This is a genomic window from Candidatus Bipolaricaulota bacterium, from assembly GCA_035528115.1.
Lineage (GTDB): Bacteria > Patescibacteriota > Patescibacteriia > UBA11705 > DATKZF01 > DATKZF01.
Genome location: DATKZF010000002.1, coordinates 1 through 18,896, shown reverse-complemented (window position 1 = coordinate 18,896; position 18,896 = coordinate 1). Strand labels below are relative to the sequence as shown.

16 protein-coding genes and 1 pseudogene are annotated in these 18,896 nt (G+C 34.4%); all 17 read right to left on the bottom strand.

The window, feature by feature from the left end:
• Positions 1–58: 58 nt before the first annotated feature.
• The 17 genes and pseudogenes from VMX18_01415 to VMX18_01335 all read right to left on the bottom strand — a co-directional run bounded on the left by VMX18_01415 (position 59) and on the right by VMX18_01335 (position 18,662).
• Positions 59–730, bottom strand: coding sequence for a methyltransferase (locus VMX18_01415; GenBank protein ID HUT22048.1), 672 nt, complete (start codon positions 728–730; stop codon positions 59–61).
• 721 nt (positions 731–1,451) lie between these two features.
• A complete protein-coding gene (locus VMX18_01410) occupies positions 1,452–2,006 on the bottom strand; it encodes a hypothetical protein (GenBank protein HUT22047.1) in 555 nt (184 codons plus the stop codon).
• Positions 2,007–2,056: 50 nt separating this feature from the next.
• The gene (locus VMX18_01405) at positions 2,057–2,293 is read right to left on the bottom strand and encodes a hypothetical protein (protein HUT22046.1); all 237 of its coding nucleotides are present in this window, start codon (positions 2,291–2,293) and stop codon (positions 2,057–2,059) included.
• A gap of 107 nt (positions 2,294–2,400) precedes the next feature.
• On the bottom strand, positions 2,401–2,844 hold the full coding sequence (locus tag VMX18_01400) for a hypothetical protein (protein HUT22045.1): 444 nt from the start codon (positions 2,842–2,844) through the stop codon (positions 2,401–2,403).
• Positions 2,845–3,013: 169 nt separating this feature from the next.
• The gene (locus tag VMX18_01395; protein HUT22044.1) at positions 3,014–4,207 is read right to left on the bottom strand and encodes a DKNYY domain-containing protein; all 1,194 of its coding nucleotides are present in this window, start codon (positions 4,205–4,207) and stop codon (positions 3,014–3,016) included.
• 893 nt (positions 4,208–5,100) lie between these two features.
• Positions 5,101–5,853: pseudogene (locus tag VMX18_01390) on the bottom strand (succinylglutamate desuccinylase/aspartoacylase family protein).
• Between the two features lie 384 nt (positions 5,854–6,237).
• Positions 6,238–6,999, bottom strand: a complete 762-nt coding sequence (locus VMX18_01385) for a nucleotidyltransferase domain-containing protein (GenBank protein ID HUT22043.1) — start codon at positions 6,997–6,999, stop codon at positions 6,238–6,240.
• A 248-nt stretch (positions 7,000–7,247) separates the two neighbouring features.
• Entirely contained in the window at positions 7,248–7,967 is a 720-nt protein-coding gene (locus tag VMX18_01380) for a hypothetical protein (GenBank protein ID HUT22042.1), read from the bottom strand.
• A gap of 30 nt (positions 7,968–7,997) precedes the next feature.
• Entirely contained in the window at positions 7,998–9,113 is a 1,116-nt protein-coding gene (locus tag VMX18_01375) for a hypothetical protein (protein HUT22041.1), read from the bottom strand.
• 444 nt (positions 9,114–9,557) lie between these two features.
• Positions 9,558–11,177, bottom strand: coding sequence for a methionine--tRNA ligase (metG, locus tag VMX18_01370; protein HUT22040.1), 1,620 nt, complete (start codon positions 11,175–11,177; stop codon positions 9,558–9,560).
• A 558-nt stretch (positions 11,178–11,735) separates the two neighbouring features.
• Positions 11,736–12,350 (bottom strand): hypothetical protein, encoded by a 615-nt coding sequence (locus VMX18_01365; protein HUT22039.1) that lies wholly within the window; start codon positions 12,348–12,350, stop codon positions 11,736–11,738.
• 1,006 nt (positions 12,351–13,356) lie between these two features.
• Positions 13,357–13,908, bottom strand: a complete 552-nt coding sequence (locus VMX18_01360) for a PH domain-containing protein (GenBank protein HUT22038.1) — start codon at positions 13,906–13,908, stop codon at positions 13,357–13,359.
• 4 nt (positions 13,909–13,912) lie between these two features.
• Positions 13,913–14,476 carry a PH domain-containing protein gene (locus VMX18_01355; protein HUT22037.1) on the bottom strand — a complete coding sequence of 188 codons (564 nt, stop codon included), beginning with the start codon at positions 14,474–14,476 and terminating at the stop codon, positions 13,913–13,915.
• A 440-nt stretch (positions 14,477–14,916) separates the two neighbouring features.
• Positions 14,917–16,077 (bottom strand): glycosyltransferase family 4 protein, encoded by a 1,161-nt coding sequence (locus VMX18_01350; protein ID HUT22036.1) that lies wholly within the window; start codon positions 16,075–16,077, stop codon positions 14,917–14,919.
• On the bottom strand, positions 16,074–16,751 hold the full coding sequence (locus tag VMX18_01345; protein ID HUT22035.1) for a nucleotidyltransferase domain-containing protein: 678 nt from the start codon (positions 16,749–16,751) through the stop codon (positions 16,074–16,076). The genes VMX18_01350 and VMX18_01345 overlap by 4 nt, the downstream gene beginning before the upstream one ends.
• Before the next feature lie 4 nt (positions 16,752–16,755).
• Complete coding sequence (locus VMX18_01340; protein HUT22034.1) at positions 16,756–17,637, bottom strand: PHP domain-containing protein; 882 nt, start codon at positions 17,635–17,637, stop codon at positions 16,756–16,758.
• Between the two features lie 11 nt (positions 17,638–17,648).
• Complete coding sequence (locus VMX18_01335; GenBank protein HUT22033.1) at positions 17,649–18,662, bottom strand: aminoglycoside phosphotransferase family protein; 1,014 nt, start codon at positions 18,660–18,662, stop codon at positions 17,649–17,651.
• Positions 18,663–18,896 lie beyond the last annotated feature (234 nt).

Here is an 18,896-nt window from a genome sequence, read left to right as displayed (position 1 = left end):
TCGTGTACGCCGTGTTAGACGAAGTTCAAAAAACCTAATAGGATTTACCAATATAATTTTATTTAATAAGAACATAGATCCTATTGTCAAATTTTTGGTCTTTATTGAACACTTTCCAAAGCTTCCATCTATACAAATATTGACCAAATAATTTTTCCAACGTTTTAATATCACCTCTGTCTGAGTAGTATATCAGGAGTTTACTGCTAATATTCATATAGTCCTTGGCACTTCCCAGGAACTTTTTTAATGAAGTAAAACCCGGATCCCATAGAGATTTTCTTAATACGTCGCTTGTAGGTTTACCATTAGTATTAAACGGTGGGTTGAATATTAATACATCAAATGTCTGTTTTGGGATATTATCAAAACAATCACTCTCGTAAATCATTATTTGATCATCACTGAATTTGTGTGACTTTTTATTTATTTCTGCATTTTCAACAGCATACGGGTTAATGTCTGCTAGTATAACTTTTGTCGCACCATGATGTAATGAATAAATACCCACCATACCAAAACCACAACCCATATATAGTACTGTTTTGTTTTTTATTATTTCTTTAATACTTTTTGGGAGACATTTTGCTGCTCTAAATTCATGAGATGGAAATACTTTTGGTAATACTACGAAATTATAATTTTCAATCCTTACTTTCATTGGTTCCGTCCTGCCAGCGATAGCTGAAAATATTTTACTAACTGGTGAAAGGTAATGTGGTTTTTTCATAATAATTTTGGGTTATTTGAATTTTGCGTAACGTCCGGCGCATAAACGAAGTTGGCCTGTGATATACTAGCCGAAGGCTTATCACTGGTCAATTTGGGTGAACGAATGGAACCGTTTATACGCTGTTAGGCGATGAAACACAATAATTTTACATGCAGCAGGTAACCCAATCTTCGTAATACAACATAATTTCTGTTTTTTCGAATATCCAAATGTTAAAAATGAAAACTAATCCTAATATACTGGAAATAATGAAATTTTTTTTAGCTTTTTTATTTGATTTTATTATTAGCGCTACAACAATCGCAATTAATGAAAATCCTAGATAGAATATTTTAACTTTCATTAAATCTAACCCCGTATGGTTCGATTGATTATCTATTAACGAATAATAATTGTAAGAAATTATTGAAATTGCAATGAAAGCTAAAAAAATTATGCTTAGAATAAATTTCAACTTTTTCATAAGAGATGTTTATTGTGTTATTTCGCCTAACGTTACGAGTATCCGAAGTTTTTCTGTAGCGTAGCGGAAGAAAAATTTGGGTGGAGGCTTTTGGATAAAAGCCGTAACCGGATACTCGTTGTTAGCTGATGTATTCCTTTTCTTTTTTCCGACAGCAGTCGGAATTGTTTTAAAAAATTTTCAAATTTCTTTTTCTGTTTTGGGCGAAAGGCAAAGGGGAATTAAAGGGGTGAATGCCCGAAGCCCAAAACACCTTTATGGGGCCATATAAACTTTAAAATTATTTAGGATTAATTCAGCCACTTGCCTTGCAACTGCTTCTGGACTTAAATTTGATGTATCAACGATTGAGCAATTTAATTCTTCAAATATTTTTTTCATTTGCCCTGAAATATAAATATTCCCATCAATAAAAACATCAATTGGCTTGCCAATTACCATTTGGGATTCATCAAAATAACCGTCTTTTGTATATCGACCAGTTAAACGCTGACGAATAACTTCCGGACTTGCATCGAGAAAAATCAAAGTGATGCCAAGTGAATCATCCGATAGCATTTCCTGAAAGTCTGCGGGTTTTACAAATCCACAAACGATAACGTTTTTATCTCTTGATCCCAATCCTACTCCTAAATCTACCCAGTGTTTAGTTTCAGAAATACGCCAATTACCATCAGCCTTTTCCGGTACCCCTCTTTCATCAAAATCATGTATTTCAAATTGATTACTTGGCAACAATGTCTTTAGGAAAGGCATAATTGAGGTTTTTCCCACCCCATTCACTCCGCTGATAAAATAGAGTTTATTCATATTTTTTTTTGCATTAAGACTGCTTTGCTATAAGTCAGCCTAATGTTAAATTATTTTAATCTCCTTAATAAAATTTCCTCAACAACTTCGTTTACACCCTTCTCTGCGTCAATTGATATTGCGCCACGCGTTATCATTGTTTTGACAAATTCATCTTTCCATCTCATGATATCAGCTATTTCATCATCCGATTTACCGAATGCTCCTACCTCTGTTCTTTCAATCAATCTCTTTCTTATTGTATCGGCAGAAATTTGAAGCAAAAAAACTGCATCAAACAAATCCAAAATATCAACTGTATTGGTAAGTGCGTGTTAGGTGTTGTATTTTTTGAAAATTTTTGTTCCTTAATTTTGATTTTTGATAGGCTTTCTCTCTGGTGTTATAACGTTTTTTATTTTAAGTCCTTAATATTTGAAGCTACAATTTTCTTAAGTTCATCATTTTTATAATTATTCTTTTTAAATATTTCTGAGACTTTCCATTTGCTGCGATATATTTTGCTGGCTTCAAATAAACCATTCGTCAAATTGTCTGTTGTTTTAATAAGAATACTCTTTTTATTCTTGAAAAATTGCCACACTGTTGGATCGATAAGGGAAATGCGCTTGTCGTATTCTACTGCTAAAATGTCATGGCATTTTTTTGTGCCTAGTATATTTTTACCTTTTAAAATATATATTTTAGCCTGAGGTAATTTGTCAAAAATCCAACAACCAACCAACCGTGCAATTTCACTACAATTGTCTGTTGATGACAGATAAAGAGGTTTATTATTGTTTTTACGCAACAATCTAATAACTTTTCTTTGAATTTGGCGAATAGTTTCCTTCTTCATAGTAATATTACTTAAAGCCTATTAAAAATACTAAAAATCTAAAAAATTTTCAAAAAATATTTCACCTAACGTTCGCGCATATCTGATGTTGCGACCGCAGGGAGTAATATGGGCGAAACGAAGTGTAGCCAGATATACGCTGTTAGCTGATGTAGCCTCGAATCTCTTGTCATTTTATTTCACATTTGCTGTCAATTATATCTTGACCTCTGCATCCAGTTTCATCCTCAATAATTTTTTCTCCATAAAAATAGTATGATTTATCGTCTTTTGTGTAGCCGCCACAATTCAGTGTTACAAAGGAGCTTGGATCTGCGTCCTCAATAATTTTATCTCCAAAGTAAACAAAATCATTATTGCATGCATATCTGTTTTCAATGAGAAATGTACTTTCTGGATTGGCACCGTCTAGAATATTTGTTCCGAAAAATACATTTTTATCGTCTGATGAGTAGCCCCAATTATCTACTCCTTCCATGATTTTCCATGAATCAATATTGTTTATTGGTATTATTTCCCCATTGGCATATGCTCTGTATTTATCTTTGGCAATTGACACACGCAGTGAATCGATATTGATCACTTGAAAGGAATTAATGTCGACATCGTCGATTTTTACAGCGTTTACATAGCCTAGGTTGTAATAGATGTCATCATTTAATCTGTGGTAACTATTTCCAAGGTTACTGTAATTGTCACACTGGTAAAAGTTAAGTCCTGCAGCACACTCACCTTTTAGAGATAATCTTTTTACATATGCTTCATTTACTCCCTGAAATATCCCCCATCCAATAGATAAAATGAGGGCTACTGTAAGGATTATTCTAAAAGATTGTTTTTTCTTATTGATTGCAAGATGGGTTGTGTAGGAATAAAGAGCAGCAACCAAAAAAGCGGTAACAAATATTCCAATTATCATTACAAAGGTGAAAACTGTCCAACCGGAATATCCCAAAAGATAAATCAAGGGAATGCCAATTAGTCCTGTAAAGACTAGAGGTATTTCTATATATTTATAAAAAAGCCAAAATTCCCAAGGAATGATATGTTCCCAAGCCATTTGTCCCAAAATTACAGCGGTTACAATAAATAAAGACGTAACAAGGAATGTGATCAGAAATGATTTTTTATCAAGCCACTTAACTTTATTTAGGAGGTAAGAAAAAATTATTGAAAGACTTATTGGGAAAAATATTAGCTCTAAAACTACAATCCCATAAAAAAGTGTTAAATCACTCTTCAGACTTATTGGCTTAATTACAGCATAAGCGGCTATTGATATTTGGAGAAATGTTGCAACAATGCCCATAGTTAACACTGATTTGCTGGTTTTACCGTTGAATATTTTTTTGATAATTTGCATATATTTACTATTTAGTGAGTTTCTACAAACAAGAAAGGATTTGAGGCTATTTCAGCTAACGTTCCTGCATAGCCGAAGTTGCCGACGAGATAAGTGTGGTAGAATTTTACACCATATTTGTTGAGGAGGCAATTTGGGTGAGCTCTTTCGGAAAAGAACGAGCCGGCTATGCAGTGTTAGGCGTAGTTGCTTTTTTAATTTGCGACCAGCGGGAGCAAATGTGAGCGGAGCGAACAAATTGCTTTTTGCTCGGTGAGGGGTTGACTTAGATGTAGTAATATGTTAAAGTCATTGTCCAAACGTGGTTTGGAGTAGTTTTTCTGTCAACCAGAAAGGGCGGCTCCTCATGGTTGGGGATCTGTTTTTTCGCAACTAGCGAGGTACCTCATGAACGCGAAGGACGTAGGTGGCGCCGTGGCTCTGGTCAGTGGCGCAGGACTCATCGGCTATGGGATGTACATCACACAGTCAGCGAGCCCACTCTGGGCCATCATCCTCCTGATCTGGTTCGCTTCGGACTTTCCCTGGTCAAAGAAGGGTTAGCGAGGAGCCGCCCGCACCCCAGATCCACAAGGCCATCGGCGACATCGTCGGTGGCCTTCTTCTTTGTAAAAGCAAAAAGCAATTTCGCCTAACGTTTGGGATATACGAAGTTTTTCTGTAGCGTAAGCGAAAGAAAAATTTGGGTGATGCTCGAGCCGAGGGCTGAACCGTATATCCCTTGTTATACGCCCCGACGACTGAAAGGAGGAGAGCGCAGCGTGGCTTGAGTTCAAAAAATATTTTTCGTTCTTATTCATTATGATATGCTTTCTTCATTTCTTATAAATTTGATTTTTTCCGTTTTGAAAAATGAAAGAGGGGTTGGGGGTGAATTTCATTTTCAAAACTCCTTATTCTATCCAAGTACCTAAAATATATGCTTCTGCTCCAATCGGCTTTCCAGGCGTTCCAAATAAAATTACTCTATCCTTGTCAGCAGAATATTCATTCATTTCGTCTTTAGCAATAACAAAACCTTTTTTAATTATTTCAAAATCCTTAAATGTCTTTATTAGACTAAACTCTTTTGATGTTACTTTTTGAACTTTATCAACATGTAATACTTTTTGTTTGATATTATAGCTTGGGATTATGTGGTCTATAGCATTAAAATGTTGTAAAAATTGAATAATCGAATTGTATGCTATATCTATATTTTCTTCGCTTTTGCCAGAATATCCACACTCTATACAAACTCCTATTTTCCCTTTGTTTTTCATGAATCCATCAGTTGCCCCAGGTTCAAGATTATCAAAACCAGTAGCAATAATTTCAAAATTCATATTTTTGACTACATCAAAACCATTGTCGGTAATTACAAATGGTATGGTCTCTGGACTATTGTTTGCATGAACATCAAGAAGGGCATCGGATAATTCTAAAATTTTAATTAAATCTTTTGCTCTTTTTTCTTCATAAGACTCACCATTTTGATTATCAAAAAAACATCTGTTTAAATTCTTATCAATAAATCTTTTGTTTTCTTCAATAGCCTTAGGATTAGCAAAAACAAAATAAACAATTCCTGTTTTGATTTCAATATTATTTAGAATTTTATTTACCGCATATACTCCAGCTTTCTCATTTCCATGAACTCCACAAAAAACAGCGAGTGTTTCCCTTTAATTTCCGAATCTTTTCTAATTATTGTTTCCATACTTTATGTTTAGAATCTAAAATTTATAAATAAATCGTTTTTGTAGCGGAGAAAACACAATATTATCCCCCTCTATAATAAAGAAAAAATCAAATTTATTCCTTTTAGAAAGCCTATCATCATTTTACCTTAAGAAAAATATTTTTTGAATTGCGTATAACGTCAGGATTATGAGAAGTTTGCGGAACGAAGTGGAGCAAATTTGGGAAAATGGCGAGCCGAGCCATTTTCCTCATAATCCTTGTTATACGAGGGTGAGGAGCGTAGCGACGAAAGCGCAGCGTCCCCAAGCGTAACGAAGTGGAGCGCAGCGTATGACGCAGGGGGCACATTACACTCTTTTAAAATATTCCGATGAAACCCATTTACCAAAATTATTAAGAATTGAGGTCGCACTCTTTTTATCTGGCGATTTGCTTTTTGCTAATTTCAAAACAGCATTTATTTGTTGTTTCTTTTCAGGATAATGTTTAGTGAAAATTTTTGTCATTTCATCAAGATCAGTAGTCCAATAATTCTCATCCTGCATGACAATAGAGAAGGCTGTCCTGATAATCTTTTTCATTATTGATTTTATTTGAAGTTTAGCCTCTTGATCGTTTGAAGATTTGATTTTTTTCTTTGCTTCTTCAATATTTTCATCAACATCTGAATGCAGATTTCTTGCTAATTTATTTGTCGGGCTAAACTTCATTTCTTTTTGAAAAAGATTATCTCCAAAAATTTTCACGCTTAAAATTGTGAGAAAAAATCTCCAACCGAATGCTTCTTTGCCTCTTAAAACTTCATTTTTGTAAGTGATTGCAAAACCAACTTCTCTGAATATTTTTTGATATTTTTGTGATAGTGAATTTTCTAATTCTTTTAATTGAGTTTTAAGTTTTGATGTTGGTTTTGCTTTTAGAACCACAACTAAATCTAAATCAGAGGTTGGAGATTTTGCTTTTCCTGTGGCAACACTTCCATACAAATAAATGCTGTGAATCTTATCAGAAAATTTCAGCAATTCAGATTTAACATCTTTAACAATTGGCTTGTATTTTGCTGAAACTTTTTTGAGTGCGACCTCTTTTTTAATGTAAATGGGTTTCATATTTTAAAAATAAACTTTGTAATATATAAATGTGCCCCCGAAGTCATATGTCGTATAACGTTTCTGTTTGTGGGAAGTGCGAGGCGGTATAATTTGGAGCGGAGCGACTCACCGCCGAAGCATTTGGGAGAATAAATTTTGGTACCGCTATTTAAGCATCAAATTAGCGAAATTTATGAACCCCACAAACTTTGTTAGGTGTTGTGCCCTTATTGTTTCTCAAGCAAAGATTTAAGCACTTTTAGTATTTACTTACAATTACACTCATCTTTGTCCTCTTCAATACATTTAATGCACGCCATTCTGGTTAATTTTTTACCGCCAACAAAAGAAATGTGATCACCGAGCACTAATAAATCGATAATCTTTTTGGGATACTTTTTGATTAATTGAGAATACGTCGCACTTTTGTATTCCTTGAGGATTTTAGCCGCCTCTTTAAAGTCGTTTTTAGAATAAAAAGCTTTAAAAGAATCAACATTCGGATAGTTAGCAACTATTTTTTTCTTAAATTTTATGTCCTTATTATTCCTAAGCCAAATTGCAACTAGGAACGAACCAACGGCAGTCTCTGCATAAACAATCGCAGTATAAAGCAGGCTTTGTAAAATAATATTACTCGGTAAGCTAAATAAATAATTGAGCCAGTAAAATACGTAATTTTGATAATGTTTTAAATGCTCAATGCTTTTATAAGAGTTCAACAACTCTCCATCAAGAAAATAAATCAAAGAATAGTATCCATAGACAAAAAGAATGGAAAATAAATTCACAACATAATAAATAACTCCAAATTCAACCAAAAGAATAGCTATGCCTATCAATTTACCAGTGTAGCCTTTAAATTCAGAGCTATTGATCAATTTTCTAAAAAAATTAGGCCAAAAAATAGACAGCTTTAAATATCTGGGCAGCGCAGATAAATTTGGTTCTTTAAAGTTTTCCTGTAGGTAATGTTCTAATTTCATTTTACTTATAAGTTGTTAATTTTGTAGCTTTCAGTAAGTGAATTCTATCAACAAGCCAAATTCGGCCATAAAATCGAATGAAGCTGAGCCAGTATCACTGGGGTCATATCCTGTAAATGCAACTCTGACATCATCGAAATATTTTGAAAATGAATGAAAATAACCAACATCGTGGCCTACTGGATAGCTATCAAATTCAAAATCTACCTTATTAATATCCTTTTGTGCATCTGCCTTAACCTTCCATAATTTCATTTCATATTCAAACCGATCAGTTTGTATCAGAGGAACTTCGTTACGCATGCAGTCATCTGGCGGGCATTTTTTGTCTAACTCTTCAACATCAGCAAGGGTTCTGAAGTTTATTTTCCAGAGTTCATTCCCTCCTTTTTTTATTAAATAGTTTCTGTCATCAATTTTCTCGAATTGATAATCTTTTGGATATTTTAGTGTAAATGTTTTATTGCTTAATTGAATATTATTAACTGAAACATTACTTTCTTCTGTTGGAGTAACGTCTTCTTTTATAACTAAATCATTATCTGAATCATCGGTAATTGATGGAGGTGTGATTTCATTTAAATTACCTTCTTCTGTTGGAGGAACTTCTTCTTCCGCAAACAAATCATTGGTTTTTGGTGAAAAATACTTGGCGGTATAGCTTGCACTGTAGGCGGAACTATAAACCATTGCATAATTAACGCCTACTAAAATTACAATACCAAGAATAATAGGAAGGAGCGGAGCTTTTGAGTACAATTTCTTGCTTTCCTTAAGTTTATTGAATTCAGGCAATTCTGTTGTTTTAGCTGAGGTGCCAAGAAAATAAGCAAAAATTATCCAGGCAATAAAATTGAAAATTGATCTGTAATCGCTCATGTTTATAGCAGCATTTAAAATAGGTGATTGTTTTGCAGATTCATTTAGCGCTGTTTTAACAGAATGTAAATCAAAACCCCAAGTATTAATTTCGATTAAAAGAAGTGCATTATTTTGATCATACGCCCACTTTGCTAAAGTGTAAGATTCCCAAAAAATGGATGCAAAAATCACAAGAAGTATAAAAATAAAAATCCATAAATACTTATTTGTTTGCTTCCTAATTAGTTTGCCATTAGGTAAAGTTTTGCTGTTTTGATATTTCATAATCAAAACGCACATAGGGCTAAAAAGTAAACTCATCCAAAAAAAACCCGATGGATTATAAGCTTTGATTCTGTGGTCGGTATTAGACATAATTGGTAACTTAAAAATTTATAAATTAAGTGAATTTAGTTTATCATAATAATCCATTTACTAATAAAAGTGCTTAAATCAACCATTGGAAAATCATATTAATAGTAGCCAATAAGGGCATTTCACCTAACATCGCGATTATCCGAAGTTTTGGCGTAGCCAAAATTTGGAGAAATCCCGAGCCGAGGGATTTCTCGGATAATCGCTGTTATGCGTCCCGACGACCAAAGGAGGAGAGCGCAGCGTGGTCGTAGTGACCGAAGGGAACGGAGAAGTCTCTTATTTTCCTGAGCACAGGGCTTTCCGTAGTTTTTGCCAATGAACCTATTATTTCACGAGCAAAGCGAGACTATCTCAAGGGGATTTCTTTGCTTTAAGTTTAAACTCGTCCAAATCTTCATTCTCTAATTTCTTGAATAAGATTTCAGGTTTGTTAATTGTCTTTTCCCTTCCGTTTATTTTCAACTCTTTATATTCAGTATTCAACAAAATTCTTAATTTCTCAGTTGAGTCTGGAATTATTGGAGAAAACAATACTGATAGTATTCTGCAAAGTTCATAGCAGTATGCTAAGCAATCTTTATCACCTGTTTTCCAAGGTTCTTTTTTGTTGAAATACTGGTTTCCCAAATCTGATAATTTTAGAATTTCCTGCAGCACTTCCCGAAGATCACATTTTTCGTAACATTCCTCAATCTTTTTTATTCTTTGATTGATTTCTTTTTCTAGTTCTTCGTCAATATTAGAGATTTTGGGTACTTTACCATCAAACTTATTCCAGATGAAATTTAAGGTTCTGTTTACAAAATTTCCAAAGTTGCCAATAAGTTCTTTATTGATTCTTTCTTGAAAATCTTCAACTGAAAAATCAGTGTCTTTGGTTTCTGGAAGAATGTTTGTTAAATAAAATCTCCAATAATCAAGAGGAACATTACTATTTTTTACTTGATCTGAAAATATCCCTATTTTCTTACTTTTTGAAAATTTTTGTCCCTCAAAATTAAGATATTGGTAGCCAACTACATTATAAGGCAAGACAAATTCTTTTTGTCCGATTATTTGTCCAGGCCAAAAGATAGTATGGAAAGGGATATTGTCTTTTCCAAGAAAATAGTATGTCTTTACATTTTTATCTTTCCAAAGTTCAAGTGCTTCCTCACCTAAAAGTTCATAAGTTGCAGAAATGTATCCAATCACATTATCAAACCAAACGTAGAATACTTTGTCTTTATATTCTTCTAAAGGAACTTGAACACCCCATTTTAAATCTCTAGTAATACATCTTTCTTGGATTCCCTGTTTTAACCATCCCTTTGCAAGATTCCTAACTTGTTGTCGGAGGTTTTTATTATTATCAATCCATTTTTCAATATCTCCAGAAATACTTCTTAAATCCAGAAATAAATGTTTAGTATCTCTAAATTCTACTTCTTTTGATTTGCAGACAGAACAATGAGCATTAATTAATTCTATTGGATCAATTAAAGTAGCACATTTTTCACATTGATCTCCATTTGCCTGCTCATAACTACAGTGAGGGCAAATTCCCGTAATATATCTATCTGCTAATCCTTTTTTACATTTTAGGCAAAATGGAATTTTGATGGTTTTTTCTGTTATAAATCCGTTTTTGTATAATTTAAGGAAAAAGTCTTTGACTAATTCATGATGGATTGTTCTTGAAGTTCTGGAGAAATTGTCGTAACTAATCTTAAACCAATCATAAATTTCTTTATGTTCTTGGTATAGTTCAGTACATAATTGTTCTGGTGTTTTCTTTTGGATTTGTGCAGCAAACTCTATTGCTGTGCCATGCTCATCAGTACCTCCAACAAAAATGGTTCTATAATTCTTCAATCTGCAAAATCTTGCAAATATGTCTGCCGGAAGATGGCTACCAATAATATTACCCAGATGAGGGATATTATTTACAAAGGGAAGTGCTGCAGTTATTATTCTTGTTTCGGTTTTCATTTTTAATGCCTCCTAGTTATTTTTTTATAGGTGGTTTTAATCAGAAATGAACACCACAGGAGAAACCAACTTCAAAAATTTTTAAGAAGAGAAAAGACAATGTGATGCGTTTAAAGCATCATACCCATAACTACTAAGATTAAAGATTTAATTCCATTAATAGTAGTTTTTGAGTTCATAGTTAATGGTAGGTACTCTAGAGTATTTAAATCTTTTTATTGTAACTACTTAGATGTTACATTTAGCAAAGAAATCCCCCGTTCATTGGCAAAAATTTGGGAGAGTGAAACGAACCGTTTAGTATTTGTTATATACAGTTGCAAAGCAATTGTTCAGTTTGTTTTTTCCTCGCTAAACGAAGGAAAGCCCGTTAAGTGCTCAGGTTACTTTGGTGGTACAACAAAGGAAAATAAGAGATTACGCATAACGTTCCGCAGTATGCGATGTTTGGCAGTGGTAAAATTTGCGACGGAGGAGCTTACCACTGCCAAATATGGGTGTAGCGACCAACGGGAGCGAAACCGCATACTGCGTGTTAGCCGATGTTGGGCTGTTTTTTTAATTCAGTTTAAGCGTTGGTTCTACAACATCACGAACTTCTTGGCATCCAATCGGTTTGCCCGAGCCATCATCAAAACCTGTTCCGCAGGAGTTGACAAAGAGGAGCCAATTACTATTTAGCATTTTAGGATAAGCGTCTCCGCCGGCGTAACACTGATCAAAGTCCTTTTTGAAATCATTAAGCGATGAGTAGCCTGCTTCGTTTGGTAAAAGTGTTACGACGAAAGTGTCAGATTCTTGGCTAGCACCAGTATATTTGAAGTTGTAGACGGTTTTGGTTGCACCGCTGAATTGAGAAACCAAATTACTGAAATAACTTGCCGTTTGACTATTACCGCATTCTTCTGCCATTGAAACCAATTGATCAGAGGTGTAACCAAATGGTGCTGTCGTTTTTGAAACAGAGGCGGAGACGCCACTTGTTGAATAAGTTAGAGGTTCTTTTGGCTCCTCTTTGTCCGCAGTTGTTGTGTCTGTTGTATCAGTTGTCACCGTTGAGGGTGTTTCCTGAACGACTTTGTCTTGTTGCCACCAGTATATTCCACCGCCGACAACAACTGCGGTGATGATGATGGCGAGGGCGATTGCCCACACATTGCTTTTTGATTCCATAATGATTTGGGTTAGGTTAATTAGTAAGTGAATTATATCTTAAATGTAGGAATTAAAACAGCCCAATTTCGGCTAACGTTCCCGAGTATGCGAAGTCCCGCCCTACATTTACAGTACAAACTTTCACTTAACAACAAACCTATTTTATCACTTCAAACCTCCAATTTCAAGAGCGGGATTTGGGTGGAGTGAAGAAGAAATTATTGATTTTTTTTCCTTAATTTAGGGCTCTTTTCAATTCTTTCGTCGTGGGTCACCCTACCATTGACAGATTACATAGGGTGGTGTAATGTATCTTTGCCTGAGGGTGAGGACAGCTCGTTTTGGGTAAATCCTTGTACCTTCAGTAAATACTCCGTAACGGAGATAGGAGGCCATCATGGCAAGAAGTGTGCATCTCACGAGTGGGCAGGGTGAGCCCGTCCGCTTCAGCAAGGGACAGGGTGAGTCGGTCCACATCGGCAGCGGTGGCGATCCGGTGTACCCCTCGAGTTCGGGGAAGATCGTATGGGCGACGAATTCCGACGCCCTGCCTTCCAACCTGCAGCCGGGTCAGATCGGTACGCGCGACGAGTTCAAGCCGTAGCACGACGCAGTGCCACATCGGGGCAGGATTGCAACTTCGCAATCCTGCCCCTCTTCATTTCTGAGAGAAAAAATTGAAAAGAGCCCAATTAAAATTGAAAAGAAAAGTCAATAATTTCTTCTTCACGTAACCGCATACTCGGTGTTGTGCGACAGTTCCGACGGGTTCATTGATTTAACGAACGGATTATCACCGTTCTTTTTTGTTTGTACAAACTTTCAATCTACCTCGAATACTAGTCGGAATTTCGTACAACGTTACGAGTATCCGAAGTTTTTCTGAAGTGAAGCGTAAGAAAAATTTGGGTGGAGGCTTTCGGAAAAGCCGTAACCGGATACTCGTTGTTATCGGATGTAATTAAAAGTTTTTGTTTTGCCGAATGGCAAAACGATTATTTGGGGGCTAAATTTTTTTATTTTTTTATAACCCCGATTGACTGTCTTCGATTGGATTTTCTTTTATTTTTTGGAGAATATAGCTTTTTAATTCTTCTGCGTTTTGTTTTTTAAGTCCTGGGATATTTACTTTATTTCCAGAAGAACCAACGCCTTCCCCCTGTCCATAAGCGGTAGATTTTGAACCATAGCTTTTGTTCCACCAACGCTCCTTGGTGCCACCACCCGCCTGTGAAGCGTTTTCGACTCTCAAAGTAGCAAGTCCGAAAATTCTATCAAATAAATCTTGCTTAACAAAAACATTTTGAATAACGCCATAAGGCAAGCTTCTTTGTTTTTTTGATATAACACCTTGTTTTACGCCAAAAAATTTATCATCTAACGAATAATGGAAGTTTGCTCTAATCAAGGGATTAGCGATTAACATGATTGGTAAAGCTAATACGAGATACGGAAAATAATATCCAAAAAATAATGCTACTATATTCATCAATATAATTATGATTGGAGCTTTGAAAATCCATAGCTTGGTTATTGGGTAATTTTTTTCCGTGATTGTTTGCGAAAAATTTTCCATATTTTTATTGATTAGGTTGATTGTTATTATTATTAAAATTTTGATTACGATTTTTGCCAATTTTTTGCTGTACAGTCTGTAATAAAAATCCGCGTAAACCATCAGCAGCCGCTTTTTCAACGCCATCTATGTGAGCTTCCATGCCAGACGAAATTGTCGCGCTGGATAGATGGACATCATAAATTCCGAACAATCTATCTAACAAATCCTGATCAACATAAACATCCTGGACTCTTTCATACGGAATTGTAATTTCGCTTGGCGTGATTGGCCCCTTTTTAATAATAATGAAGTCATCAGTGAGGTCATAAAAATATACCGCATAATACCACTTTTGATAAAAATATGTTCCGAATACAACGAGGAGTATTAATCCAAAAATTCCAAAAGTGGCTATTCCTAATATTCCAGCAGAACTTCCATCACTTGCGCCAATAGCAATGGCGATAACGACCCAGATAATAAATAGTATTATTGATATTGCGAGCGTTCCTGCCACAGTTTTTTTGAGAACTTTTTTCGTACTCAAGGGAAACTGCTCCCTCGTTTTGCTCATTGAGATTTGCATAATTTATTACTTGTTAAGTTGTTAATTAAAGAAATGCCTATATTTATTATATCATAGTTTGTTTTGAGTTATAAAAAAATAAAAAAATTAGCCCCCAAATAATCCCGCCGAAGGCGGAAAAACTTTTAATTATTTCCGATAACGTTTCGGCATATCTGATGTTGCTCGTCTTGAATTCGGGGAATTTTGTAATATTTTGATTATTCTTTAACGAGCAATATGGGCGGAACGCTTTAATTTTTCGATTTAATTAATGTCTTAATTTGGTTAAAGTGTAGCCAGATACGCCGTGTTATACGCTGTTCAGAAAATATTTTTCAATCAATCTTATTTTGATAGGCTTTTTTAAATAATATAAATTTGTTTTTGTTTTGGATTTTTGTCAGAGGGGAATTAAAGGGGTGAATGACCGAAGCCCAAAACACTTTTTATGTAACTTTCTAAATTTTTTTAAATAATCTTAATATCTTCCTTGCAACATTCATCCAAGAATATTGGCTAAAATCATAAGGTCGCATATCCACATTGTCCTTGATTAATAATATTCTTTCCAAGGAATCACTAATTGCTTCAACGGAGCCAGATTGGACAATTGTTAGCTTTTGATAATCTCGCAAAACATCAATTGAACCGGTAGTATTCGTAGTAATTAACGCTTTACCCAAAAAAGCTGCCTGCAAGTTCACCATGCCGAAGGGCTCATATAAAGATGGCGTCACAATGCAGTCGGCGATATTAAAAATAGAAGACATTTCCATCTGTTTAACATGTCCTAAAAAATAAAATGATTTTTTGTGGATATTATTTTTCAAAAGTTTCGTAATTGATTTCAAATAGTGTTTATCTGTACAAGAACCTGCTATAACAACAACAAAATTATAATTTTTTAGCAATTGTAAGGAGGCTTTAATTAAATAAATCAATCCTTTTTGAGGGACAATTCTTCCGGCATAAAGAATAATCTTGGCTGATGACGGTATGAACAATTTCTCTCTGAGGTCCTTGTTGAAAGGACTATTAGTAATTTTGAAATTTACTTCATCTATTCCCCCCATTACTGTGACAATTTTTCGAGAGTTGATATTATAAAGACTTTCAACTTCCTTGGCCATAATTATAGATTTTACGAATATCAATTTAGCATATTGCATGCATCGTTTTTCAAGACAAGCAAGGACAAAATGAATTATTTTATTCAAAAATGATTTTTTAATGTGCTCCATTTGTAACGTTTTTTGTAAGCCAATCATTGTGCTTCTGGCAAAATAATATATCGGGATCTTTATTTTTTTTAGGTCAAGCAGGCCAAACTCTAGGGACTGTAGGTATATTAAATCAAATTCTTGTATCTTGAGATCATTTTTTAAAAAATTTTTAAGTTTAAAGTAATAAACAAAAAAACCGATAAGTGGCAATTTAATGATTGGTAAATAGATGGTATTAATCCTAGAATCAAAAAACATTGAAATTTCAGGGCTATTGAAGCAATGAACTACAGTAACCGAAACCCCTAAGTCAGCTAAGGCCATTGCTTCTTTATAGGCAGAATAACCCATACCGTATCCAAAGCCATACCGAGATGTAAGCATTAATATTTTCATGGTTTTACAAAATGATTATAAACACAAAGTACGAATGATTCTGCTATTTCAGAAAGACTTTTAATGGGTAATTGTTTCTTAGTAAGAAGTCTGGCTTTTTTGAGTTCAGGGAATGATTTGCATAGTTTCCTGCCGCAGATCTTAGAATCAAGCTCTAAATCGCCAGAAAGATATAATATCCCATATTGTAACTCGCGTAACCATCTGCTATATTTTATTTCCCAAAAATCCACATCTTTATCATTCAAGTATACCGCTCTGCAACCTTGCGCTAAATCAACCGCGCGCTTATATATGGAATTTACCGTTATTTTTTCTTGCTTAATATCGCGAATACAGTCTTTGCCCCAGAGCAACGCATTTCGCTGCTTAATCCAGACAAAAAATGTTGGTGGCCTAAAAATATGCCAAAGATTACGAAATTCACTCTCAAATACAATGTTTATATCTAGTTTGAATTTTTTTTCTTTAGTGCGAATGGTTTTAATTTTTTTAAAAAAAGCTTGGCGGTCTTTAATGTCTTTGACTATAAATAAAACATCAATATCGCTTTTTTTATGGAAATTGTCCGTTAAGATGCTACCATAAAGATACGCTGATTGTATACATTTAAATTCTTTAAAATTAGAACGAAGATTTGTTGTCACTTCATTAATTAATATGAGATTGGACATATTTTTAATTATTTATAAGATTTGATTTATGGTTAGTCAGAAAAAAATCAGGGATGTCTCTGGAATCGCCGTACTGGCCTATCTGCGTATCATTTTCCTTCCCATGAGAATCAGACCCGCCAGTGTAATGGAGGGATTTTTCTTTAACCATTTTTTTTAATAAATTTATTTGTTCGTCAGTCGTGCGATTGTGGTAGACTTCAATGCCGGTTAATCCCATTTTAAGTAAATTTTTAATTTCAGATTCATTAAGTGGCAGAGCGACAACGCTTACAGAGACGAAGGGATGAGCGATAATAAGATCTTGAGCGATCCCTTTAAATTTTTGTATTAGCCATTCAACAGTAACACCGCCTCTTTCCACTGCACAAAATTTGCCAGGCGCCTGATATTCATAAAATACATCTTCTGGAGTTAGCTGTTTGCCGAATTTTTTTAAAAAAAAGTTTTGATTGGAACTGTTAGCGCAAATATCAAGAGCAATAGTTAGGGTTGCTGGTTGCTTTTCGTTAAGACTGAGACCTTCAGTTACCTCAAGTCCCGCTTCCCGAGAAAGCTTAATAGCTAATTTCATTTCTTCTATTTTTTGTGAATGCACAATCTCATTGCGCTCTTTTATTATTTTCGCGGCCGAAGCTATATTAAAATCATAGGCCAAAACATGGATTTCGTTATTGTTGTGTTTTGCTGTCAGCTCAGCCGCTGGAATAACGATAATTCCAGAACCTTCAAGAGCGTCTATGAGTTCTTGAATGCCGGATATACTATTATGATCAGCTAAAGCGCAGTATTCAATTTTTTTTTCTTTTATAATCTCGGCTATTTGGGGCACTGATAATTTGCCATCGGAATGAGTAGTGTGTATGTGTAGATCTAGTTTGGACATAAATTAAATTTTTATGATAAATATTTTTTTAGTTTTATTAGTTCTAAGTCTAAATTACTTTTAACACGAGCGTAAAACTCCTTTTCATTTGCAGAGGATGTTTCTTTTGGCGTATTTTTTAATACCCGCAACCTCCATAAAATTGAATTAATAAGAACAAATGGCTCATACACCCCAAGTCTAGCCTGAAAAGAATTATCATTTTTATCAAACCATTTCCCGTATTCTTCAATAAATTGCATTTTTTGTTTCTCTGTAAAATTCAATTTCAAAAACATTTTTGCAATATCCATGGCATTATCTCCTGCAGCCGCCTGTTCCCAATCAATAATTATAATCTTATTATTATCATTTGATTTCAAAATATTATTACGATTCAAGTCAAAATGTATAAGCGTGAACACTCTTTTTTTAAAAGCTTCCGGAGATGACGTTGCGGCATTTTCAAATTTATCTATCGCTTGCTCAATCAATTTAAGTAATTCTGGTTTTCCAGATGAAGTTGAAAGAGATTCTCTTAATTTGCTTATCTCAGCCATAAGATAATCTTTTTGAGTACCCTTTAATCTTGGCTCAATCAATTTACCATATGAGCTAAGCTTTATATTATGTATTTTTGCCAAAGTTTCTGCCAATTGACAAATCGCAAGCTCATCGAAGTCTACTATATGCTTTCCCTTTATTTTTTCTTCAAAAAGAATTATCTCAGAATGTAAATATCCTAAATTACGAGGTACTTGTTTAGATTTATGTTTACGCAACAATCGCAAGGCCGCATTTTCATGTCGCGCTCTAATTGCATCGTTTTGAGGATTTTTCCACACTTTTGCAATATTTTTATGATCAGATTCATTTACTTCAAAAATCAAGGCATAGCTACCTTCTGCATAAGGAGGTTTTCTAAGAAGTTTTTCTAAGTCCTCCGGTGTTAATCCAGCACCATTTATGATTCGTAATTCTTTTTCACTTAACTTAGCCTGTTCTATTGCGCTTCTTGTTCCCGAAAATTTAAAATTTTCATTCATATTCCCCCTCTTTAAATAAAGAAAAAATCAAATTTATTCTCCTTTGAAAGCCTATCTTCATTTTACATTGAGAAAAATATTTTTTGAATTGCGTATAACGTTTCAGTATATGCGATGTTTTTTGCTCACTTCATTATTATTTTATCAGAAAATAAGGGCAAAAAATATGGGAGAGCGACGGCAGGAGCGAACCGCATATACTGTGTTATGTGAGGGTGAGCGGAACGTAGCGAT

Bases quoted from the DNA above. Each gene is read 5' to 3' on its own strand.
- VMX18_01415 (HUT22048.1), bottom strand. From the start codon at position 730: ATGAAAAAACCACATTACCTTTCACCAGTTAGTAAAATATTTTCAGCT.
- VMX18_01385 (HUT22043.1), bottom strand. From the start codon at position 6,999: ATGAAACCCATTTACATTAAAAAAGAGGTCGCACTCAAAAAAGTTTCA.
- VMX18_01345 (HUT22035.1), bottom strand. From the start codon at position 16,751: ATGTCCAATCTCATATTAATTAATGAAGTGACAACAAATCTTCGTTCT.
- VMX18_01350 (HUT22036.1), bottom strand. From the start codon at position 16,077: ATGAAAATATTAATGCTTACATCTCGGTATGGCTTTGGATACGGTATG.
- VMX18_01360 (HUT22038.1), bottom strand. From the start codon at position 13,908: ATGGAAAATTTTTCGCAAACAATCACGGAAAAAAATTACCCAATAACC.
- VMX18_01365 (HUT22039.1), bottom strand. From the start codon at position 12,350: ATGGAATCAAAAAGCAATGTGTGGGCAATCGCCCTCGCCATCATCATC.
- metG (HUT22040.1), bottom strand. From the start codon at position 11,177: ATGAAAACCGAAACAAGAATAATAACTGCAGCACTTCCCTTTGTAAAT.
- VMX18_01340 (HUT22034.1), bottom strand. From the start codon at position 17,637: ATGTCCAAACTAGATCTACACATACACACTACTCATTCCGATGGCAAA.
- VMX18_01380 (HUT22042.1), bottom strand. From the start codon at position 7,967: ATGAAATTAGAACATTACCTACAGGAAAACTTTAAAGAACCAAATTTA.
- VMX18_01395 (HUT22044.1), bottom strand. From the start codon at position 4,207: ATGCAAATTATCAAAAAAATATTCAACGGTAAAACCAGCAAATCAGTG.
- VMX18_01400 (HUT22045.1), bottom strand. From the start codon at position 2,844: ATGAAGAAGGAAACTATTCGCCAAATTCAAAGAAAAGTTATTAGATTG.
- VMX18_01375 (HUT22041.1), bottom strand. From the start codon at position 9,113: ATGAAATATCAAAACAGCAAAACTTTACCTAATGGCAAACTAATTAGG.
- VMX18_01355 (HUT22037.1), bottom strand. From the start codon at position 14,476: ATGCAAATCTCAATGAGCAAAACGAGGGAGCAGTTTCCCTTGAGTACG.
- VMX18_01335 (HUT22033.1), bottom strand. From the start codon at position 18,662: ATGAATGAAAATTTTAAATTTTCGGGAACAAGAAGCGCAATAGAACAG.
- VMX18_01410 (HUT22047.1), bottom strand. From the start codon at position 2,006: ATGAATAAACTCTATTTTATCAGCGGAGTGAATGGGGTGGGAAAAACC.